The sequence below is a fragment of the Paraburkholderia sabiae genome (assembly GCF_030412785.1).
Taxonomy (GTDB): domain Bacteria; phylum Pseudomonadota; class Gammaproteobacteria; order Burkholderiales; family Burkholderiaceae; genus Paraburkholderia; species Paraburkholderia sabiae.
The window spans coordinates 1,376,482-1,392,177 of sequence record NZ_CP125295.1 but is presented as its reverse complement, the minus strand read 5'-3'; the positions used below and the strand labels follow the sequence as shown (position 1 = coordinate 1,392,177).

The following is a 15,696-nucleotide window of genomic DNA, read 5'->3' as shown; positions in this document are numbered from 1 at the left end:
CCGCCGCGTCTCGCTTGTTATGATCGACGCCCTATCTCGAATAAGCACGGAGGATCTGATGAGCAACGTGGACGGTCTCTTCACCCAGGCACAAGAAGACGTGAAACAACTGCCGGAGCGTCCGGGCAATCTCACGCTGCTGCGCCTGTACGCGCTCTTCAAGCAGGCCACCGACGGCGACGTGCACGGCGACAAGCCGGGCTTCACCGATATCGTCGGCAAGTACAAGTACGATGCTTGGGCCGCGCTGCAAGGCACGGCATCCGATACGGCCAAGCAGCAATACGTCGAGCTGGTCGAATCGCTGAAGAACGGTACGGCGGCCTGATAGCCGAACGACATTCGGCCGCACACTGCGGCTCAAATGTCCGCATTCTTCTCACGAATTAAGCGCTTTCACTCAGAGGGTTCTTAACAGTGGCGCGGTGCAGCAAAAATCGATATAATGCTGGCTGCGCTTCACCGCTTGTCTCCCGTTCGCTTCGGCGACGTTTGCGGAAAGAGCGTCTCGTAGCGTTTTGCTCCAATCCAGTTTAGAACCTGTCCCCTCCTGCAAGGCCCCACGGGCCGCAAGTCCAGGCTGGCGGCAAGCCAATTCCGGCCTGTCGCATTCGATACAGCTTCTAACGAGAAACTCGCCTTCATTGTCGCGAGTTGCCCCCGTTTTTCGATTTGCTCGCTGATTTTTTGCTCGCTGAATCCGACGACTTGGGTATGCCGATTGGCGCCGACGTGTTATTTCCCATGTTTCAAGGATTCTCATGACTTCGAGCAATACCACCAGCCCGCTGAACGCCATCGCCGATCAAGCCCTCGGTCTCGACACGCCGGAAACGGCCGTGCAAGCCCCCGAGGTTGCTACCGGCCCGACGTTCGCTGAGCTGGGTCTGTCGGCGGAGATCGTCTCTGCGCTGACGGCAGCGGGCTACAAGAACCCGACGCCTGTCCAGCAGCGCGCCATTCCCGCCGGCATCGCGGGCCGCGATCTGCTGGTCTCGAGCCCGACGGGTTCGGGCAAGACGGCAGCGTTCATGCTGCCCGCCATCGAGCGCTTCGCACAGCTGCAAAAAGCGCAAACCAGTCAACCGCGCGAGCCGCGCGAAAGCAACGCGGCGGGCGCCCGTGGCCGCCGTCCGCAGCCGGTCGCACGTCCGGGCCTGCTCGTCCTCACGCCGACCCGCGAACTCGCGATGCAGGTGACGACGGCCGCTTCGACGTACGGCAAGCATCTGCGCCGTCTGCGCACGGTCAGCATTCTGGGCGGCGTCGCTTACGGCCAGCAGCTGATGCTGCTCGCGAAGAACCCCGAAATTCTCGTCGCCACGCCGGGCCGTCTGCTCGACCATCTGGAGCGCGGCCGTATCGACCTGTCGCAACTGCAGATGCTCGTGCTCGACGAAGCCGACCGCATGCTGGACATGGGCTTCATCGACGACATCGAGACGATCGTCGCCGCGACGCCCGCCACGCGCCAGACCATGCTGTTCTCGGCCACGCTCGACGGCAAGATCGGTTCGCTGACGGGCCGTCTGCTGAAGGATCCGGAGCGCATCGAGATCAAGCAGCACATCGAACAGCGCACGAACATCGCGCAGACGGTGCATTACGTCGACGACCGCGATCACAAGGATCGTCTGCTCGACCATCTGCTGCGCGCCGATGGTCTCGATCAGGCAATCGTCTTCACGGCAACCAAGATGGACGCCGACCAGCTGGCCGGCCGTCTTGCCGACGCCGGTTTCGAATCGGCCGCGCTGCACGGCGACCTGCCGCAAGGCGCGCGTAACCGCACAATCCGCGCGCTGCGCGAGCGCCGCGTGCGCGTGCTGGTCGCAACGGACGTCGCTGCCCGCGGTATCGATATTCCCGGCATCACGCACGTGTTCAACTACGACCTGCCGAAGTTCGCCGAAGACTACGTTCACCGTATCGGCCGTACGGGCCGCGCGGGCCGTTCGGGCATCGCAGTGAGCCTCGTGCATCACGCCGAGCAAGGCGCGCTCAAGCGCATCGAACGTTTCGTGCGTGCGCCGCTGCCCGTCAATGTTGTCGAAGGCTTCGAGCCGCGCAAGTCGCCGCCCGCTAACGGTCGTGGCGGCTTCGGCGGCCGTGGTCGTCCGGGTGGTGGCAACGGTGGTGGTCGCCGTTTCGGCGGCAAGCCGGGCTACGGCGGTTCGCGTGACGGCAACGGCGGCGGCTACGGTTCGCGTGACGGCAATCGCGGCGGCTACGGCGCACGTGATGGCGGCAACGGCGGCAATGGTGGCAATAGCGCTGGTCGCAGCTGGGGCGACAAGCCGGCCGGCGGCAATCGCGAAGGCGGCTACAACAGTGGTTCGCGTGAAGGCGGCTACCGCAGCGAAGGCTATCGCGGCAACCGCGAAGGCGGCTACTCGCGCGACGGCGGCTACGGCGCGCGTCGCAACGACGGCCCGCGCAACTCGCGCCGCGGCGACTAAGCTGCTGCGAGAACCTCGCTGAATCAGGAAACCGACGCTCCCGCGTCGGTTTTTTTTCGCCTCGCGCAGCATTTCACGATGCGAAAAAATTTTTTGCGTCGTAAAAAATCGTGCTGCAAGGCACAAGAAGCGTTGTTGCAATATGGAAAATCACGTTTCTCATTACGGAATGCATGCGACAAACCATTGAATCATAAAGAATAAAAATCACCGAAAAAGACTTGGTTGCGTCTGTTCCGCCTAAGGCCTTTTGCCTAGACTCTTATATAAGACTTCACGAAACGAAACGCTCTCGGCGCCCTCGCTTCGCGGAAGTCACGAGTCCAGTCGAACCCACTTCAAGGCAAACAAGGAGCACACCATGACGCGCAACGAACAGGCAAAGCAGCTTCAGCAACAATGGGAAACGGATAGCCGCTGGAATGGCATCAAGCGCGGCTTCACGGCGGAAGACGTGGTGCGTCTGCGCGGCTCGGTGCAGCCTGAGCACACGCTCGCGCGCCGCGGCGCCGAAAGGCTGTGGGCCGACATGCACAAGGATCCGTTCGTCAACGCACTCGGCGCGCTGACGGGCAACCAGGCGATGCAGCAGGTCAAGGCTGGCCTGAAGGCCATCTATCTCTCGGGCTGGCAGGTTGCCGGCGACGCCAACGTGGCAGGCGAAATGTACCCAGACCAGTCGCTGTATCCGGCGAACTCGGTGCCGCTCGTCGTGAAGCGCATCAACAACACGCTCACGCGCGCCGACCAGATCCAGTGGTCGGAAGGCAAGAATCCGGGCGATGAAGGTTACATCGACTACTTCGCGCCGATCGTCGCCGACGCGGAAGCCGGTTTCGGCGGCGTGCTGAACGCGTTCGAACTGATGAAGGCGATGATCGAAGCGGGCGCGGCCGGCGTGCACTTCGAAGATCAGCTGGCGTCCGTGAAGAAGTGCGGCCACATGGGCGGCAAGGTGCTCGTGCCGACGCGTGAAAACGTCGCGAAACTGACGGCCGCGCGTCTGGCCGCCGACGTGCTCGGCGTGCCGACCGTGCTGATCGCCCGCACCGATGCCGAAGCCGCCGACCTGATGACGTCTGATGTCGACGACAACGACAAGCCGTTCCTCACGGGCGAGCGCACGGTGGAAGGCTTCTTCCGCACGAAGCCGGGCCTCGATCAAGCCGTGTCGCGCGGTCTCGCCTACGCGCCGTACGCCGATCTGATCTGGTGCGAAACGGGCAAGCCGGACCTCGAGTACGCGAAGAAATTCGCCGAGGCGATCCACAAGGAATTCCCGGGCAAGATGCTGTCGTACAACTGCTCGCCGTCGTTCAACTGGAAGAAGAACCTCGACGACGCAACGATCGCGAAGTTCCAGAAGGAACTCGGCGCGATGGGCTACAAGTTCCAGTTCATCACGCTGGCGGGCTTCCACGCGCTGAACTACTCGATGTTCAACCTCGCGCACGGCTACGCGCGTCAGCAGATGAGCGCGTTCGTCGAACTGCAGCAGGCCGAATTCGCGGCTGCCGAGAAGGGCTTCACGGCTGTGAAGCATCAGCGCGAAGTGGGCACGGGCTACTTCGACGCCGTGACGCAGACGGTCGAGCGCGACGCATCGACGACGGCGCTGCACGGCTCGACGGAAGACGAGCAGTTCTTCGACAAGAAGGTTGCCTGAAGCGGCTGACCTGGCTGAACAATAAGCGCCTCTCGCGTAACAACGCCGGCCCGTAGAGGGTCGGCGCCTCACTCTCGAAAAGACCGAACGCGCGCCAATTGGCGCGCGTTTTTTTGCCTACCGATACACGATCACCGGAATTTTTGTATGCGTCAGCACGCGCTGCGTCTCGCTGCCGATCAGCAGACTGCCGAGTCCGCGCCGCCCGTGCGACGCCATGAAGATCACGTCGCAGCCGCCCTGCTCGGCCGCTTCGATGATGCCGAGATACGGCGACGGATGCACGCTCGTCTGGCTCGAGCATTCGACGCCCGCGCCACGCGCCGCCTCCTCGACTTCCTGCAGATGCTGGCGCGCCTCGCGCTCGCTGCGGTCCTGAAAGTCCACAGGCGGCTCGATCACGACTTCGGAAAACGGCGAGTACGGATACTGCGGCAGGCACGCATACGCGGTCACGCGCGCGCCGACGGCCTGGGCGAGATCGATCGCGCCGTCGATCGCTTTCTTCGACAGGTCCGAACCATCGGTCGGAACGAGGATGTGCTTGAACATGGTGCCCTCCGTCGTCGACTGCAGGTGTGGAATGCACGCGTCTGCGATTCGTTGCCTCGAACGCCGATGAACGCGAACGAGGTTGTCGGCAGACACGCGCAAGCGCCTGCGCCGCAGCGGTCGAAACGCCGCGCGGCGGGCTGTCAGAACGATTGTAGTGCGCCGAAATACCGTGCAAGCCGCGCCTGCGGGCATGTCCGCATATCGGAAACCCGCGCGCGGGATGACGTCGGACTTACCGTGCGGCTTGCGTAGCTTTCAGATCCAGTAAGCCGGATTGCCGTACGTGTGCTTGAGAAAATCGAGGAAAAGTCGCACGCGCAACGGCAAATGCCGACGCTGCGGAAACACGGCGTGAATGCCGATGGGCGGCGCCGCGTGATCGTCGAGCACACTGACGAGGCGCCCAGCCGCGATGTCCGCGCCGACTTCCCACCACGAGCGCCACGCGAGCCCGTAGCCTTCGAGGCACCACTCGTGCAGCACCGCGCCGTCCGAGCACTCCATCGTGCCCGATACCTTGATCGTCACGACCTTGTCGCCCTGCTGGAACACCCAGCCGCGCTGCTGGTTCGCGCTTCCGCCGAGCGCAAGGCAGTTGTGATGCGCGAGATCGGCAAGTGTTTGCGGCGGCGGACGTCGTGCGAGATAAGCCGGCGATGCGACGCACACGCGCCGGTTCTCACCAAGTCTCAACGAGACCAGCGAGGAATCCGGCAATTCGCCAAGTCGAATCGCGCAATCGAATCCTTCATTGACGAGATCGACCATCCGATCGGACAGATCGAGAGAAATCGACACGTCGGGATGCGCGACCGTGAACGCAGGCACGAGCGGTGCGACGTGTCTTCGACCGAAGCCCGCCGGCGCCGACACGCGCAAATGGCCGCTGGCCTTCACGCCGCCCGCCGATACGCTCGCCTCGGCGTTCTGCATGTCGTGAATGATCCGCTGGCAGTCTTCGAGGAATGCCGAGCCCTCGTAAGTCAGCGTGATGCGGCGCGTGGTGCGTACGAGCAGTTTGACGCCGAGCCGTTCTTCGAGCGCGTCGATGCGGCGTCCGATGATCGCGGGCGCGACGCCTTCGGCCTGCGCCGCCGCCGACAGGCTGCCGCGCGCCGCGACGGTCACGAAAGTCTCGATCTGCTTGAAGCGGTCCATTGGCGGATGAATGGGCGCATCGGTCGCGCACGAATAAGAGGATCCGCGTCAGATTAGGTTGATGAAAGTAAAAGATCAAGTGATCTTTAGAGTCTTTTTTAGCACAAGCCGTCACGAATAGAATGGATCCCGACCTCTGATGGAGCGCAAGGCTATGTCGGCCACAACGACACATTTCCCCAAAGCAGTGATTTTCGACGCCTACGGCACGCTCTTCGACGTGCACTCCGTCGTCGCTGCCGCGGAGCAGATGTTCCCGGGCCACGGCGATGCGCTCTCGCAGTCGTGGCGGCAAAAACAGATCGAATACACGCAGTTGCGCACGGCCGCCGATCCCGCCGGCGCGCACTACGAGCCGTTCTGGAACATCACGCTCGACGCACTGCGCTTTTCCGCGCGCAAGCTCGGCCTGTCGCTGAACGCGGCGGGCGAAAAACGCCTGATGGACGAATACGCCTGCCTGTCCGCGTTCCCCGACGTGCTGCCTGCGTTGCGTCAACTGCGCGACAGGCAGATTGGCCTGGGAATTCTCTCGAACGGCAATCCGCAGATGCTCGATATCGCCGTGAAAAGCGCGGGCATGTCGGGACTATTCGACCACGTGCTGTCGGTGGACACGGTGCGCGCGTTCAAGCCGGCGCCCGCGACCTATGCGCTCGGCACGCAGGCATTCGGCGCGACGGCGCGCGAGATCGTGTTCGTGTCGTCGAACGGTTGGGACGCAAGCGGCGCGAACTGGTTCGGCTACACCGTGTTCTGGCTCAACCGCCTGGGCGCGCCCGCTGAAGAACTGGGCGTCACGCCGCACGGCACGGGCAGAAGCATGAATGATTTGATCGCGTTTATCGCAAACCGGACACCGCCTGAAAAGGCCGAGAAAAACGACAAACAGCAGAAAAAAAGCCGCTCGCGCCACAGCCCTGGCGCATGACGGCACACGAAGCATCGAAACGACGTATTGCAATACGCATCACCCGCACTTTGAAACTGACCGACCAAGGAGAAATCATGGCGAACACGTTGTCGCTTCCGCAGGGCATGAATATCACCGGTGAGATCCAGCCCGGCTTCGAGGCGATTCTGACGCCACAAGCACTCGAGCTGGTCGCCAGCCTGCACCGGACGTTCGAGCCGCGTCGCCAGCAACTGCTGAAACTGCGTGTCGAGCGCGCGCAACGTCTGGACGCCGGCGAGCGCCCGGATTTTCTCGCTGAAACGCAGGCCATCCGCGAAGGCGACTGGACCATTGCGCCGCTGCCGCTGGATCTGCAATGCCGACGCGTCGAGATCACGGGCCCCGTCGAGCGCAAGATGATCATCAACGCGCTGAACTCGGGCGCGGATTCGTACATGACCGACTTCGAGGATTCGAATGCGCCGAGCTGGGACAACCAGATCATCGGGCATATCAATCTGAAGGACGCGGTGCGCCGAACGATTTCGCTGGAACAGAACGGCAAGTCGTACAAGCTGAACGACAAGATCGCGACGCTGATCGTGCGTCCGCGCGGCTGGCATCTCGACGAGAAGCACGTGAGCATCGACGGCCAGCGCGTGTCGGGCGGCATCTTCGACTTTGCGCTATTCCTGCATCACAACGCGAAGGAGCAACTCGCGCGCGGCACGGGCCCGTACTTCTATCTGCCGAAGATGGAGAGCCATCTCGAAGCGCGCTTGTGGAACGACATCTTCGTCGCCGCGCAGGAAGCCGTCGGCGTGCCGCGCGGCACGATTCGCGCGACTGTGTTGATCGAAACGATCCTGGCCGCGTTCGAAATGGATGAGATCCTGTACGAACTGCGTGAACATAGCTCGGGCCTGAACGCAGGACGTTGGGACTACATCTTTTCGGCGATCAAGAAGTTTAAGAACGATAAGGACTTCTGCCTGGCAGATCGCTCGCAGATCACGATGACCGTGCCGTTCATGCGCGCGTACGCACTGCAATTGCTGAAGACTTGCCATCGACGCAATGCGCCTGCCATCGGCGGCATGAGCGCGCTGATCCCCATCAAGAACGACGCAGCCGCGAACGACAAGGCAATGGCAGGCGTTCGCTCGGACAAGGCGCGCGATGCGACCGACGGCTACGACGGCGGCTGGGTCGCGCACCCGGGACTCGTGCCGATCGCGATGGAAGAGTTCGTCAAGGTGCTCGGCGACAAGCCGAACCAGATCGGCAAGCAACGCGACGACGTGCAGGTGACGGGCAAGGATCTGCTCGACTTCCGTCCCGAAGCGCCTATCACCGAAGCGGGCCTGCGCAACAACATCAACGTCGGCATTCACTACCTGGGTTCGTGGCTCGCGGGCAATGGTTGCGTGCCGATCCACAATCTGATGGAAGATGCCGCGACGGCGGAAATCTCGCGCTCACAGGTGTGGCAGTGGATCCGTTCGCCGAAGGGCAAGCTCGACGATGGTCGCAAGGTGACGGCCGAACTCGTGCGCGAACTGACGGCGCAGGAACTCGACAAGGTGAAGGCCTCAATCGCTGGCGATACCGCGCCGTATGTTCGCGCCGCGCAGATTTTCAGCGACATGTCGACGTCGGAGAACTTCACCGAGTTTCTGACGCTGCCGCTTTACGAAGAACTCTGAGCGACGCGGTGCGCGTGCGCGCGGAAGCCGTAACGCTTTTTCGCGAGCATCGGCTACCGCGCGCAGCCCATGCTCTCAACGGTTGACCGACCGGGATGGCCTGGCGGGCGTCATGCCTGCTGGGCCATTCTTTTTGATGCTCAACGCCCGTTCGAGCGCCGATGCTCGACCCAGTCGCCGCTGCGAATTTCCGGCAGCCCTTTGACGGCCTCGCGCTGCACGGGATAGTAACGGCACGTCACGGGCGCGCCTTCGATATCGACGGTCACTTCACGCGGCATGAACAGTCCTTCGACGCCCGGATAAACCTGCTCGATCTCATCGAGCACGGCAATGAGCTGATCGTCGATTTCATAAACATCGCCGCGCACATGAACGCCTGCCTCGTCGGGCACGAAACCCGGATACGCGCCGAAGTCGAACAAACGGCCACGCAAGGTGGCCGCGCCGAGCAGCGTCGGCGCCGAAATGTCGTTGCGCGCCGCTGCGGCGCCGATGTCGTTGATCTCGCCGGCACGCAAGGTGCCATACACAAAAACGTTCTGCATTAGTCCACTACCCTCTGTCCAGATACCGATCTGCCGATAACACGACGCGTCAGACGAGCGGCGCACTCGCCACCAGCACGCCGTCGCTGTCCGCGTAAATCCATTCGCCGGGCCGCACGACTGAGCCCGGCAATCGCACCGATATGTCGCGCTCTCCGGCGCCGCGCTTCTGGCTGCGCTGGGGATGCGTCGCAAGCGCGACGATGCCGATGTTGCATTCGTTCAGTTCGAGCGTGTCGCGCACGCAGCCGAACACGACGATGCCTGCCCAACCGTTTTTCTCGCCCAGTTTGCCCAGGTTGCCGCCGACGAGCGCGCACCGCAGGCTGCCGCCGCCGTCGATAACCAGCACTCGCCCGGCGCCCTTTTCTTCGAGCGTCGCGCGCACGAGCGTGTTGTCTTCGAAGACTTTGAGCGTGACCGCTTCGCCGCCGAAACGCGCCGCGCGCCCAAAACGGCTGAACACGGGATCGAGCACACGCAAGGTTCCCGCGGCCAGTTGCTCTTCATTCGCGTCGCACAGATCTGCCGTTGCGAAGTTCATTGGTTTCCCCCTCTCAGTCGAACAGATTCGGTGCATTATGCCGCGCCATTTTTTCGATGTCGCATCGTCCGTTCGGCTAATGGGCGGACGACGCGCGCGCCCCTACAATGAGAATTGTCATACGGCCATTCCGCCGCCGCCCTTTCCGTTATGCCATGACCGAAGCCGCAAGCTCTACGCCGCCCACATCGAAAGCGCCCGCCGAACTGTCGACTCGCGTCGATTTCGCCGACATTCCGCCCGAGTTCGCGCCCACGCCGACGCATCCCATCCGCGTGCGCTCGCGGCCCATGCCCGCAGGCGTGCGGATCGCGCGACACACGCACGCATGGGCGCAGGTCGCGTATGCATCGCGCGGCGTGCTGCGCGTCGGCACGTTCGGCACGACGTGGATGGTGCCGCCGTCGCGCGCGATCTGGGTTCCACCATACGTGCTGCACGAGGTGACCATCGTCGAAGAGGCGTTTCTGCGCACGCTCTATGTCAATGAGACGGTCGTGCCCGCGGGACTGGACGCGTGCCGCGTCGTGGAGGTGTCGGGGTTGCTGCGTGAAGTCATTGCCGCGCTCGATACGCCTGGCTTGCCACCCGATCGCGAACGCTTGCTCGGTTCGCTAGCTCTCGACGAAATCACGCGCTCGCAGCCTTTGCCGCTGTCCGTGCCGATGCCGACGGAGAAACGTCTGAGAGCGTTGTGCGAAGCCGTCATCGCCGATCCCGCCAACGCCGATTCGCTGGAACGGTGGGCATCGACGGTCGGCGCGAGCACACGTACGATCGCGCGGCTCTTTCGACAGGAACTGGGCGTGAGCTTTTCGCAGTGGCGTCAGCAGGCCGTGCTCGCACGTGCCATTCCGTTGCTCAGTCAAGGGCGACCGCTGTCGCATGTCGCGCGAGAGTTGGGGTATCAGAGCCAGAGTGCGTTTTCAGCAATGTTCCGGCGCGCGTTTGGAGAGAGTCCGCGGGCGTTCATGGTGCGCGGCGCGGAACGTCGGCGCGATGAACGAGATCGGGAAGAAGAGCAAGACGAATCCGGTTGATGTCAGGCGCGTGTGTTCGCGTCGACCGGTCGATGCGCGCGCAACACTCTTAGACGCGACGCGCCATATGCCGGATCGAGCCAAGTTGCGCGAGCCTCGGACCCGCGAGACGGTAACCCATCCGCTGATACAGGCGTGCCGCAGGATTATCGACGAATACGCGCAGTTGCAGTTCCGATAGACCACGCGCCCGAGCCCAACGATGCGACGTATTCAGCAGATAGGTGCCCGCGCCGCGCCGCCGATGGCCTTCGGCAATCTGCACATCGCGGATATGCAGCGAGTCGCCCTCTTCGGTGATGCGCAGCACACCGATCCGCTCGCCGTCCACTTCGAGAATGAAGTTCTCCGACTCACGCCAGCTTGCGAGAAACAGATCGCTGCGCCACACGAGATGATGCCGGCGGTAGTAGCCGCCCATGTTGTTGCGCGTCAGCGCCTCGGCGAACTGGAAGTCGTCCATGCTGGCCTTGCGCAAATGGAAGGGAGATGGATCGTCGGTGGGGTCGAGCATCGCGCGGGGACGAAAAAGTCGGTCCGCACAACGTTAAGACAGGCGGACCGCGCTGGCAATGGCTGTTTGCCCCACAACGAGGCAGGCTTCGTCCCGAACGTCTTCGCGTCGGATGGGAAGTGAAAACAAAAAGCCCGCTGATAACTCAGCGGGCTTCAATTTTGGCGGAGCGGACGGGACTCGAACCCGCGACCCCCGGCGTGACAGGCCGGTATTCTAACCGACTGAACTACCGCTCCAGTCTTGCTACCTGACTCGCGAGCGTCGGTTAGATCTCGCAAGCGCATTACTTGAATCTCAAGCAACGCCAGTATTTGGCGTCCCCTAGGGGATTCGAACCCCTGTACTCACCGTGAAAGGGTGATGTCCTAGGCCTCTAGACGAAGGGGACAACGTACTTCACACACTACTGCTTACACCTTTAATGAAAAAGCCCGCTCACCGAACGGGCTTAATCTGGCGGAGTGGACGGGACTCGAACCCGCGACCCCCGGCGTGACAGGCCGGTATTCTAACCGACTGAACTACCACTCCAGTCTTGCTACCTGACTCGCGAGCGTCGGTTAGATCTCGCAAGCGCATCACTTGAATCTCAAGTAACGCCAGTATTTGGCGTCCCCTAGGGGATTCGAACCCCTGTACTCACCGTGAAAGGGTGATGTCCTAGGCCTCTAGACGAAGGGGACATAATCTTTTCAGATCTGTCTCGTTCTTGCCGCTAACTTCATTCATCAGCAGCGAAGACCGCTATTCTAACTGCTTAACTACCGTTTGTGAAGCTTTTTTTGCTACAACTTCCAGCTAACCGGAAGACTTCACTCTGCTCTGATGGTGGAGGTAAGCGGGATCGAACCGCTGACCTCTTGCATGCCATGCAAGCGCTCTCCCAGCTGAGCTATACCCCCTTGCAGAACAGAAGCGAGATTGTAGATAGCAATTTTCGCTTTGTAAATACCTCTTGAGTCGCTTTCTACAATTTTTTTGCGAGGCCGAGAATCCATTGTCCGCGGCCCCGCTTCGACGGTTGCTCGATTCGACAGGAATCAGGCGAGCGCCTTTTCGATACGGCTCACGACCACGTCACGACCGAACAGCATCAACACGCTATCGATGGACGGCGTATGCGTCGTGCCCGCCACCAGCAGACGCACGGGCATCGCGAGTTGCGGCATCTTCAACTTGTGCGCGCCGAGCGTCGCCTTCAATTCGGCGGCGATGCCCTCCTTGGTCCACTCGCACGTCTTCAATGCAGCGGCGAGATCGGCGAGCGCCGGACGCACGACGTCCGTCACGTGCTGCGCGAGCGCATCGGCTTCCGGGTTCGGCTCGCGATAGAACATCGCGGCGTTGTCGACGACCTCCTTCACCGTCGACGCGCGATCCTTCATCAACGCAATCACGCTGACGAGATCCGCGCCCTTCGCGAGCGTCGCATCGTCGATGTCGAGCGCCGCGAAGAACGGCTTGCTCAGTTCGGCGAGACGCGCGTTGTCCGCTTCCTTGATGTAGTGGTTGTTCAGCCAGTTCAGCTTGTTGTGGTCGTACTGCGCGGGAGACTTGCCGAGGTGATCCAGATCGAACCACTCGATCAACTGTTCGCGCGAGAAGATTTCCGCGTCGCCGTGCGACCAGCCGAGGCGCGCCAGATAGTTCAGCACGGCCTCGGGCAGATAGCCGGCGTCGCGGTAACCCATCACGCTCATCGCGCCGTGACGCTTGCTCATCTTCTCGCCCTGCTCGTTCAGCACGGTCGGCAGGTGCGCGTAGACGGGCGGCTCGGCGCCGAGCGCACGCAGAATGTTGATCTGGCGCGGCGTGTTGTTCACGTGGTCGTCGCCGCGAATCACGTGCGTGATCTTCATGTCGAGATCGTCGACGACCACGCAGAAGTTGTACGTCGGCGTGCCGTCCGGACGCGCGATCACGAGATCGTCGAGTTCTTCGTTCGAGATTTCGACTCGGCCCTTCACGGCATCGTCCCACGCGACCACGCCCGTCAGCGGATTACGGAAGCGCGTCACGGGCTGCACGCCAGCGGGCGGCGTCGGCAGCACCTTGCCCGGCTCGGGGCGCCACGTGCCGTCGTAACGCGGCTTCTCGCCGGCGGCGCGCTGGCGCTCGCGCAGCGCGTCGAGTTCTTCCGTTGACATGTAGCACGGATACACGAGCCCCTGTTCCTGCATCTGCTTGAGCACTTCGCGATAACGGTCCATGCGCTGCATCTGGTAGAACGGGCCTTCGTCGTAATCGAGGCCGAGCCATTGCATGCCTTCGAGAATGGCGTCGACGGATTGCTCGGTGGATCGCTCGACGTCGGTGTCCTCGATGCGCAGCACGAACACGCCCTTCGATTTGCGCGCAAACGCCCACGGATACAGCGCAGAACGAATGTTGCCGAGGTGGATGAAGCCGGTGGGGCTCGGTGCGAAGCGGGTGCGAACGGGAGTGGTCATGTGCGGTAACTCGAGGACAGACGCCGGCGCCGGCAAACAGCCATGCCGCGCGCGGCAACGAAAACGGTTCGCTTCCGGCGACTGCCAATAGCAACCAGCAGCAGCCGACGGCAGCGCGAACGCGATCAGAAAGAGAGTGCCGATTATACCCGCCGAAGCCGTTTCCACCGGACCGCGCGCTTGCGGCGCGCATCGCTCCGGCACGAGCAATGCCGCGTGTAGACGGTTTCCTCAGCCGATTGTCGCCGCGTGTCCGCTTTGCATTATGATGTGCGCGCGCTGCCGTTCGGCTTCACGTCTGGCCCGGCGCAGCGCGTGAAGATCGCCGCCGGCGATCACGCTCGCAAGACACGCGGCACGACGCTTTCGCATGGACGTCGGCGCCGTCGCCGGAGAATTCGTTGAAACCGTCATCGCCTCGTTTGTCCCGCCGCACGTTCTCGATCGCCGCGGCCTCCGCTGTCCTGTCCGCCTGCGCGTCGACGGGCGGCAAACCCGAGAATGTCGCGCCCACGCCCAACACCGCCGCCCTGCCGCCGACGCCGCCCGTCATCAAGCCGCAGCGTCCGCTGCGCGTCGGCCTCGCACTCGGTGGCGGCGCGGCGCGTGGGTTTGCGCATATCGGCGTGATCAAGGCGCTGGAAGCGCGCAACATCCAGGTCGATCTGATCTGCGGGACGAGCGCCGGGTCGGTGGTCGGCGCGCTGTATGCGTCGGGGTTGAACGGCTTCGCGCTCAACAAGCTCGCGCTGACGATGGACGAAGCTTCGATCAGCGACTGGGCGATGCCGTTTCGCACGCGCGGCTTTCTGCAAGGCGTCGCGCTGCAAAACTATCTGAACAAGACGCTCGACAATCGCCCGATCGAAAAGATGGCGAAACCGCTCGGCGTCGTCGCAACGGATCTGAAAACGGGCCAGCCGATTCTGTTCCAGCGCGGCAATACGGGCATCGCAGTGCGCGCGTCGTCGAGCGTGCCGTCGGTGTTCGAGCCGGTGAAAATCGGCGGACATGAATACGTGGATGGCGGTCTGGTCAGCCCGGTGCCCGCGTCGTTTGCCCGGAAGATGGGCGCCGACTTCGTGATCGCCGTCGACATCTCCGCGCGGCCCGAAACCGCCGTCACGGAAAGCTCGTTCGATGTGCTGATGCAGACGTTCACGATCATGGGTCAGACGATCAAGGCATACGAACTCGACAAATACGCCGACGTCGTGATTCGTCCGAACCTGAACGCGATGAGCGGCACCGACTTCGGACAACGCAATGCTGCGATTCTGGCGGGCGAGGAAGCCGCCGCGCGCGCCGCGCCCGAACTGCTGCGCAAACTGGCATCGGCGCGGGCGACAGCCTGACACGCAAAATCAGCAAGTCAAATGCAAAAGGCCCGCTTCGAACGAAGCGGGCCTTTTGTTTGAAACTTGCAGACGGACGATCGTCTTAGTTACCGCCACCGATCGTCGCGCTTACGCGCTGACGCAGTTCCTGCTGCTGCGGCACGGTCGACTCGATACGGCGCGCGCCCGTAAAACGCTTTTCCCAGTAGCCGTCATCCATGTCGTCGACTCGGATCGTGCTGCCCGTCGACGGCGAATGCACGAACTTGTTGTCGCCGATGTAGATGCCGACGTGCGAGAACGTACGGCGCATCGTGTTGAAGAACACGAGATCGCCCGGCTTCAGGTCCGAAACGCGAACCTTCTCGCCGACACGGCTCATTTCTTCTGCGCGGCGCGGCAGAGCCATGCCCAGCGTGTCCTGGAACACGTAGCGCACAAAGCCGCTGCAATCGAGGCCCGAGTCCGGCGTATCGCCGCCCCAGCGGTAGCGCACGCCGATCATGTTGAGCGCGCCGACTACGACGTCGCCCGCTTTGCCGGCCATGCCCGACAGAAACGAACGAGCGCCACTCTCGGAATTCGAGGCGGCGCTTTGAGCGGCTTGTGTGGGGGAGGACACTGAATTCGACCCGGAAGAGGTCGAAAATGAGGCATTCTGGTTAAAGCTGCTTACTTCATCGGCGAAAGCGCCGGGAGCTGCGGCCATCAGTACGCCAATGAACATCCCGGCGACGACGCGCGTGCAAGCCTGGGTTAGATATCGGTGCTGCATTGGTCTGGTGGTTGATCTTGGTTATCGCGGGAGCCCGCGGTAGTTT

Annotated in this window: 14 protein-coding genes and 5 tRNA genes; 7 read left to right on the top strand and 12 right to left on the bottom strand. The window is 62.6% G+C overall.

What is annotated here, in order from left to right:
- The first annotated feature begins 58 nt into the window (after positions 1-58).
- The 3 genes from QEN71_RS06280 to aceA all read left to right on the top strand — a co-directional run bounded on the left by QEN71_RS06280 (position 59) and on the right by aceA (position 4,125).
- On the top strand, positions 59-328 hold the full coding sequence (locus QEN71_RS06280; RefSeq protein ID WP_201650187.1) for an acyl-CoA-binding protein: 270 nt from the start codon (positions 59-61) through the stop codon (positions 326-328).
- 433 nt (positions 329-761) lie between these two features.
- Positions 762-2,459 carry a DEAD/DEAH box helicase gene (locus tag QEN71_RS06275; RefSeq protein ID WP_201650186.1) on the top strand — a complete coding sequence of 566 codons (1,698 nt, stop codon included), beginning with the start codon at positions 762-764 and terminating at the stop codon, positions 2,457-2,459.
- 361 nt (positions 2,460-2,820) lie between these two features.
- Complete coding sequence (gene aceA / locus QEN71_RS06270) at positions 2,821-4,125, top strand: isocitrate lyase (RefSeq protein ID WP_201650185.1); 1,305 nt, start codon at positions 2,821-2,823, stop codon at positions 4,123-4,125.
- Positions 4,126-4,242: 117 nt separating this feature from the next.
- Here the strand turns inward: aceA and QEN71_RS06265 are convergent, their stop codons facing one another.
- Together QEN71_RS06265 and QEN71_RS06260 are read right to left on the bottom strand one after the other, a co-directional pair.
- Positions 4,243-4,677 (bottom strand): universal stress protein, encoded by a 435-nt coding sequence (locus QEN71_RS06265; protein ID WP_201650184.1) that lies wholly within the window; start codon positions 4,675-4,677, stop codon positions 4,243-4,245.
- A 258-nt stretch (positions 4,678-4,935) separates the two neighbouring features.
- Complete coding sequence (locus QEN71_RS06260; RefSeq protein WP_201650183.1) at positions 4,936-5,838, bottom strand: LysR family transcriptional regulator; 903 nt, start codon at positions 5,836-5,838, stop codon at positions 4,936-4,938.
- 154 nt (positions 5,839-5,992) lie between these two features.
- Here QEN71_RS06260 and QEN71_RS06255 point away from each other — a divergent pair, with 154 nt between their 5' ends.
- Positions 5,993-6,769 (top strand): haloacid dehalogenase type II, encoded by a 777-nt coding sequence (locus tag QEN71_RS06255; protein ID WP_201650182.1) that lies wholly within the window; start codon positions 5,993-5,995, stop codon positions 6,767-6,769.
- Positions 6,770-6,846: 77 nt separating this feature from the next.
- Positions 6,847-8,439 (top strand): malate synthase A, encoded by a 1,593-nt coding sequence (gene aceB / locus QEN71_RS06250; protein WP_201650181.1) that lies wholly within the window; start codon positions 6,847-6,849, stop codon positions 8,437-8,439.
- Positions 8,440-8,579: 140 nt separating this feature from the next.
- On the opposite strand, the gene QEN71_RS06245 is transcribed toward aceB, so the two are convergent.
- Both QEN71_RS06245 and rraA read right to left on the bottom strand, forming a co-directional pair.
- Positions 8,580-8,987 carry a gamma-glutamylcyclotransferase family protein gene (locus QEN71_RS06245; RefSeq protein WP_201650180.1) on the bottom strand — a complete coding sequence of 136 codons (408 nt, stop codon included), beginning with the start codon at positions 8,985-8,987 and terminating at the stop codon, positions 8,580-8,582.
- A 49-nt stretch (positions 8,988-9,036) separates the two neighbouring features.
- Positions 9,037-9,531: a ribonuclease E activity regulator RraA gene (gene rraA, locus QEN71_RS06240; protein WP_201650179.1), complete on the bottom strand. Its 495-nt coding sequence runs from the start codon at positions 9,529-9,531 to the stop codon at positions 9,037-9,039.
- A 155-nt stretch (positions 9,532-9,686) separates the two neighbouring features.
- Here rraA and QEN71_RS06235 point away from each other — a divergent pair, with 155 nt between their 5' ends.
- Complete coding sequence (locus tag QEN71_RS06235; RefSeq protein ID WP_201650178.1) at positions 9,687-10,571, top strand: AraC family transcriptional regulator; 885 nt, start codon at positions 9,687-9,689, stop codon at positions 10,569-10,571.
- Between the two features lie 49 nt (positions 10,572-10,620).
- On the opposite strand, the gene QEN71_RS06230 is transcribed toward QEN71_RS06235, so the two are convergent.
- From QEN71_RS06230 to gltX, 7 genes are all read right to left on the bottom strand, one after another.
- Complete coding sequence (locus QEN71_RS06230) at positions 10,621-11,085, bottom strand: GNAT family N-acetyltransferase (protein WP_201650177.1); 465 nt, start codon at positions 11,083-11,085, stop codon at positions 10,621-10,623.
- 162 nt (positions 11,086-11,247) lie between these two features.
- Positions 11,248-11,324 (bottom strand) — tRNA-Asp (locus tag QEN71_RS06225).
- A 76-nt stretch (positions 11,325-11,400) separates the two neighbouring features.
- Positions 11,401-11,476 (bottom strand) — tRNA-Glu (locus tag QEN71_RS06220).
- A 66-nt stretch (positions 11,477-11,542) separates the two neighbouring features.
- Positions 11,543-11,619: transfer RNA gene (locus QEN71_RS06215), tRNA-Asp, on the bottom strand.
- A 76-nt stretch (positions 11,620-11,695) separates the two neighbouring features.
- A tRNA-Glu gene (locus tag QEN71_RS06210) sits at positions 11,696-11,771 on the bottom strand.
- A gap of 143 nt (positions 11,772-11,914) precedes the next feature.
- A tRNA-Ala gene (locus tag QEN71_RS06205) sits at positions 11,915-11,990 on the bottom strand.
- Between the two features lie 138 nt (positions 11,991-12,128).
- Positions 12,129-13,538, bottom strand: coding sequence for a glutamate--tRNA ligase (gene gltX, locus QEN71_RS06200; protein WP_201650176.1), 1,410 nt, complete (start codon positions 13,536-13,538; stop codon positions 12,129-12,131).
- 401 nt (positions 13,539-13,939) lie between these two features.
- On the opposite strand from gltX, the gene QEN71_RS06195 reads away from it, so the two are divergent.
- Positions 13,940-14,893 carry a patatin-like phospholipase family protein gene (locus QEN71_RS06195; protein WP_201650175.1) on the top strand — a complete coding sequence of 318 codons (954 nt, stop codon included), beginning with the start codon at positions 13,940-13,942 and terminating at the stop codon, positions 14,891-14,893.
- Between the two features lie 85 nt (positions 14,894-14,978).
- Here QEN71_RS06195 and QEN71_RS06190 read toward each other — a convergent pair whose 3' ends face one another.
- Positions 14,979-15,650 carry a C40 family peptidase gene (locus QEN71_RS06190; RefSeq protein WP_201650174.1) on the bottom strand — a complete coding sequence of 224 codons (672 nt, stop codon included), beginning with the start codon at positions 15,648-15,650 and terminating at the stop codon, positions 14,979-14,981.
- Positions 15,651-15,696 lie beyond the last annotated feature (46 nt).

What these genes read in the sequence shown, in the direction of transcription:
- QEN71_RS06245 (WP_201650180.1), bottom strand. Translation starts at nt 8,987, where the DNA reads ATGCAGAACGTTTTTGTGTATGGCACCTTGCGTGCCGGCGAGATCAAC.
- QEN71_RS06230 (WP_201650177.1), bottom strand. Translation starts at nt 11,085, where the DNA reads ATGCTCGACCCCACCGACGATCCATCTCCCTTCCATTTGCGCAAGGCC.
- aceB (WP_201650181.1), top strand. Translation starts at nt 6,847, where the DNA reads ATGGCGAACACGTTGTCGCTTCCGCAGGGCATGAATATCACCGGTGAG.
- gltX (WP_201650176.1), bottom strand. Translation starts at nt 13,538, where the DNA reads ATGACCACTCCCGTTCGCACCCGCTTCGCACCGAGCCCCACCGGCTTC.
- QEN71_RS06260 (WP_201650183.1), bottom strand. Translation starts at nt 5,838, where the DNA reads ATGGACCGCTTCAAGCAGATCGAGACTTTCGTGACCGTCGCGGCGCGC.
- QEN71_RS06255 (WP_201650182.1), top strand. Translation starts at nt 5,993, where the DNA reads ATGTCGGCCACAACGACACATTTCCCCAAAGCAGTGATTTTCGACGCC.
- aceA (WP_201650185.1), top strand. Translation starts at nt 2,821, where the DNA reads ATGACGCGCAACGAACAGGCAAAGCAGCTTCAGCAACAATGGGAAACG.
- QEN71_RS06235 (WP_201650178.1), top strand. Translation starts at nt 9,687, where the DNA reads ATGACCGAAGCCGCAAGCTCTACGCCGCCCACATCGAAAGCGCCCGCC.
- QEN71_RS06275 (WP_201650186.1), top strand. Translation starts at nt 762, where the DNA reads ATGACTTCGAGCAATACCACCAGCCCGCTGAACGCCATCGCCGATCAA.
- rraA (WP_201650179.1), bottom strand. Translation starts at nt 9,531, where the DNA reads ATGAACTTCGCAACGGCAGATCTGTGCGACGCGAATGAAGAGCAACTG.
- QEN71_RS06190 (WP_201650174.1), bottom strand. Translation starts at nt 15,650, where the DNA reads ATGCAGCACCGATATCTAACCCAGGCTTGCACGCGCGTCGTCGCCGGG.
- QEN71_RS06280 (WP_201650187.1), top strand. Translation starts at nt 59, where the DNA reads ATGAGCAACGTGGACGGTCTCTTCACCCAGGCACAAGAAGACGTGAAA.
- QEN71_RS06265 (WP_201650184.1), bottom strand. Translation starts at nt 4,677, where the DNA reads ATGTTCAAGCACATCCTCGTTCCGACCGATGGTTCGGACCTGTCGAAG.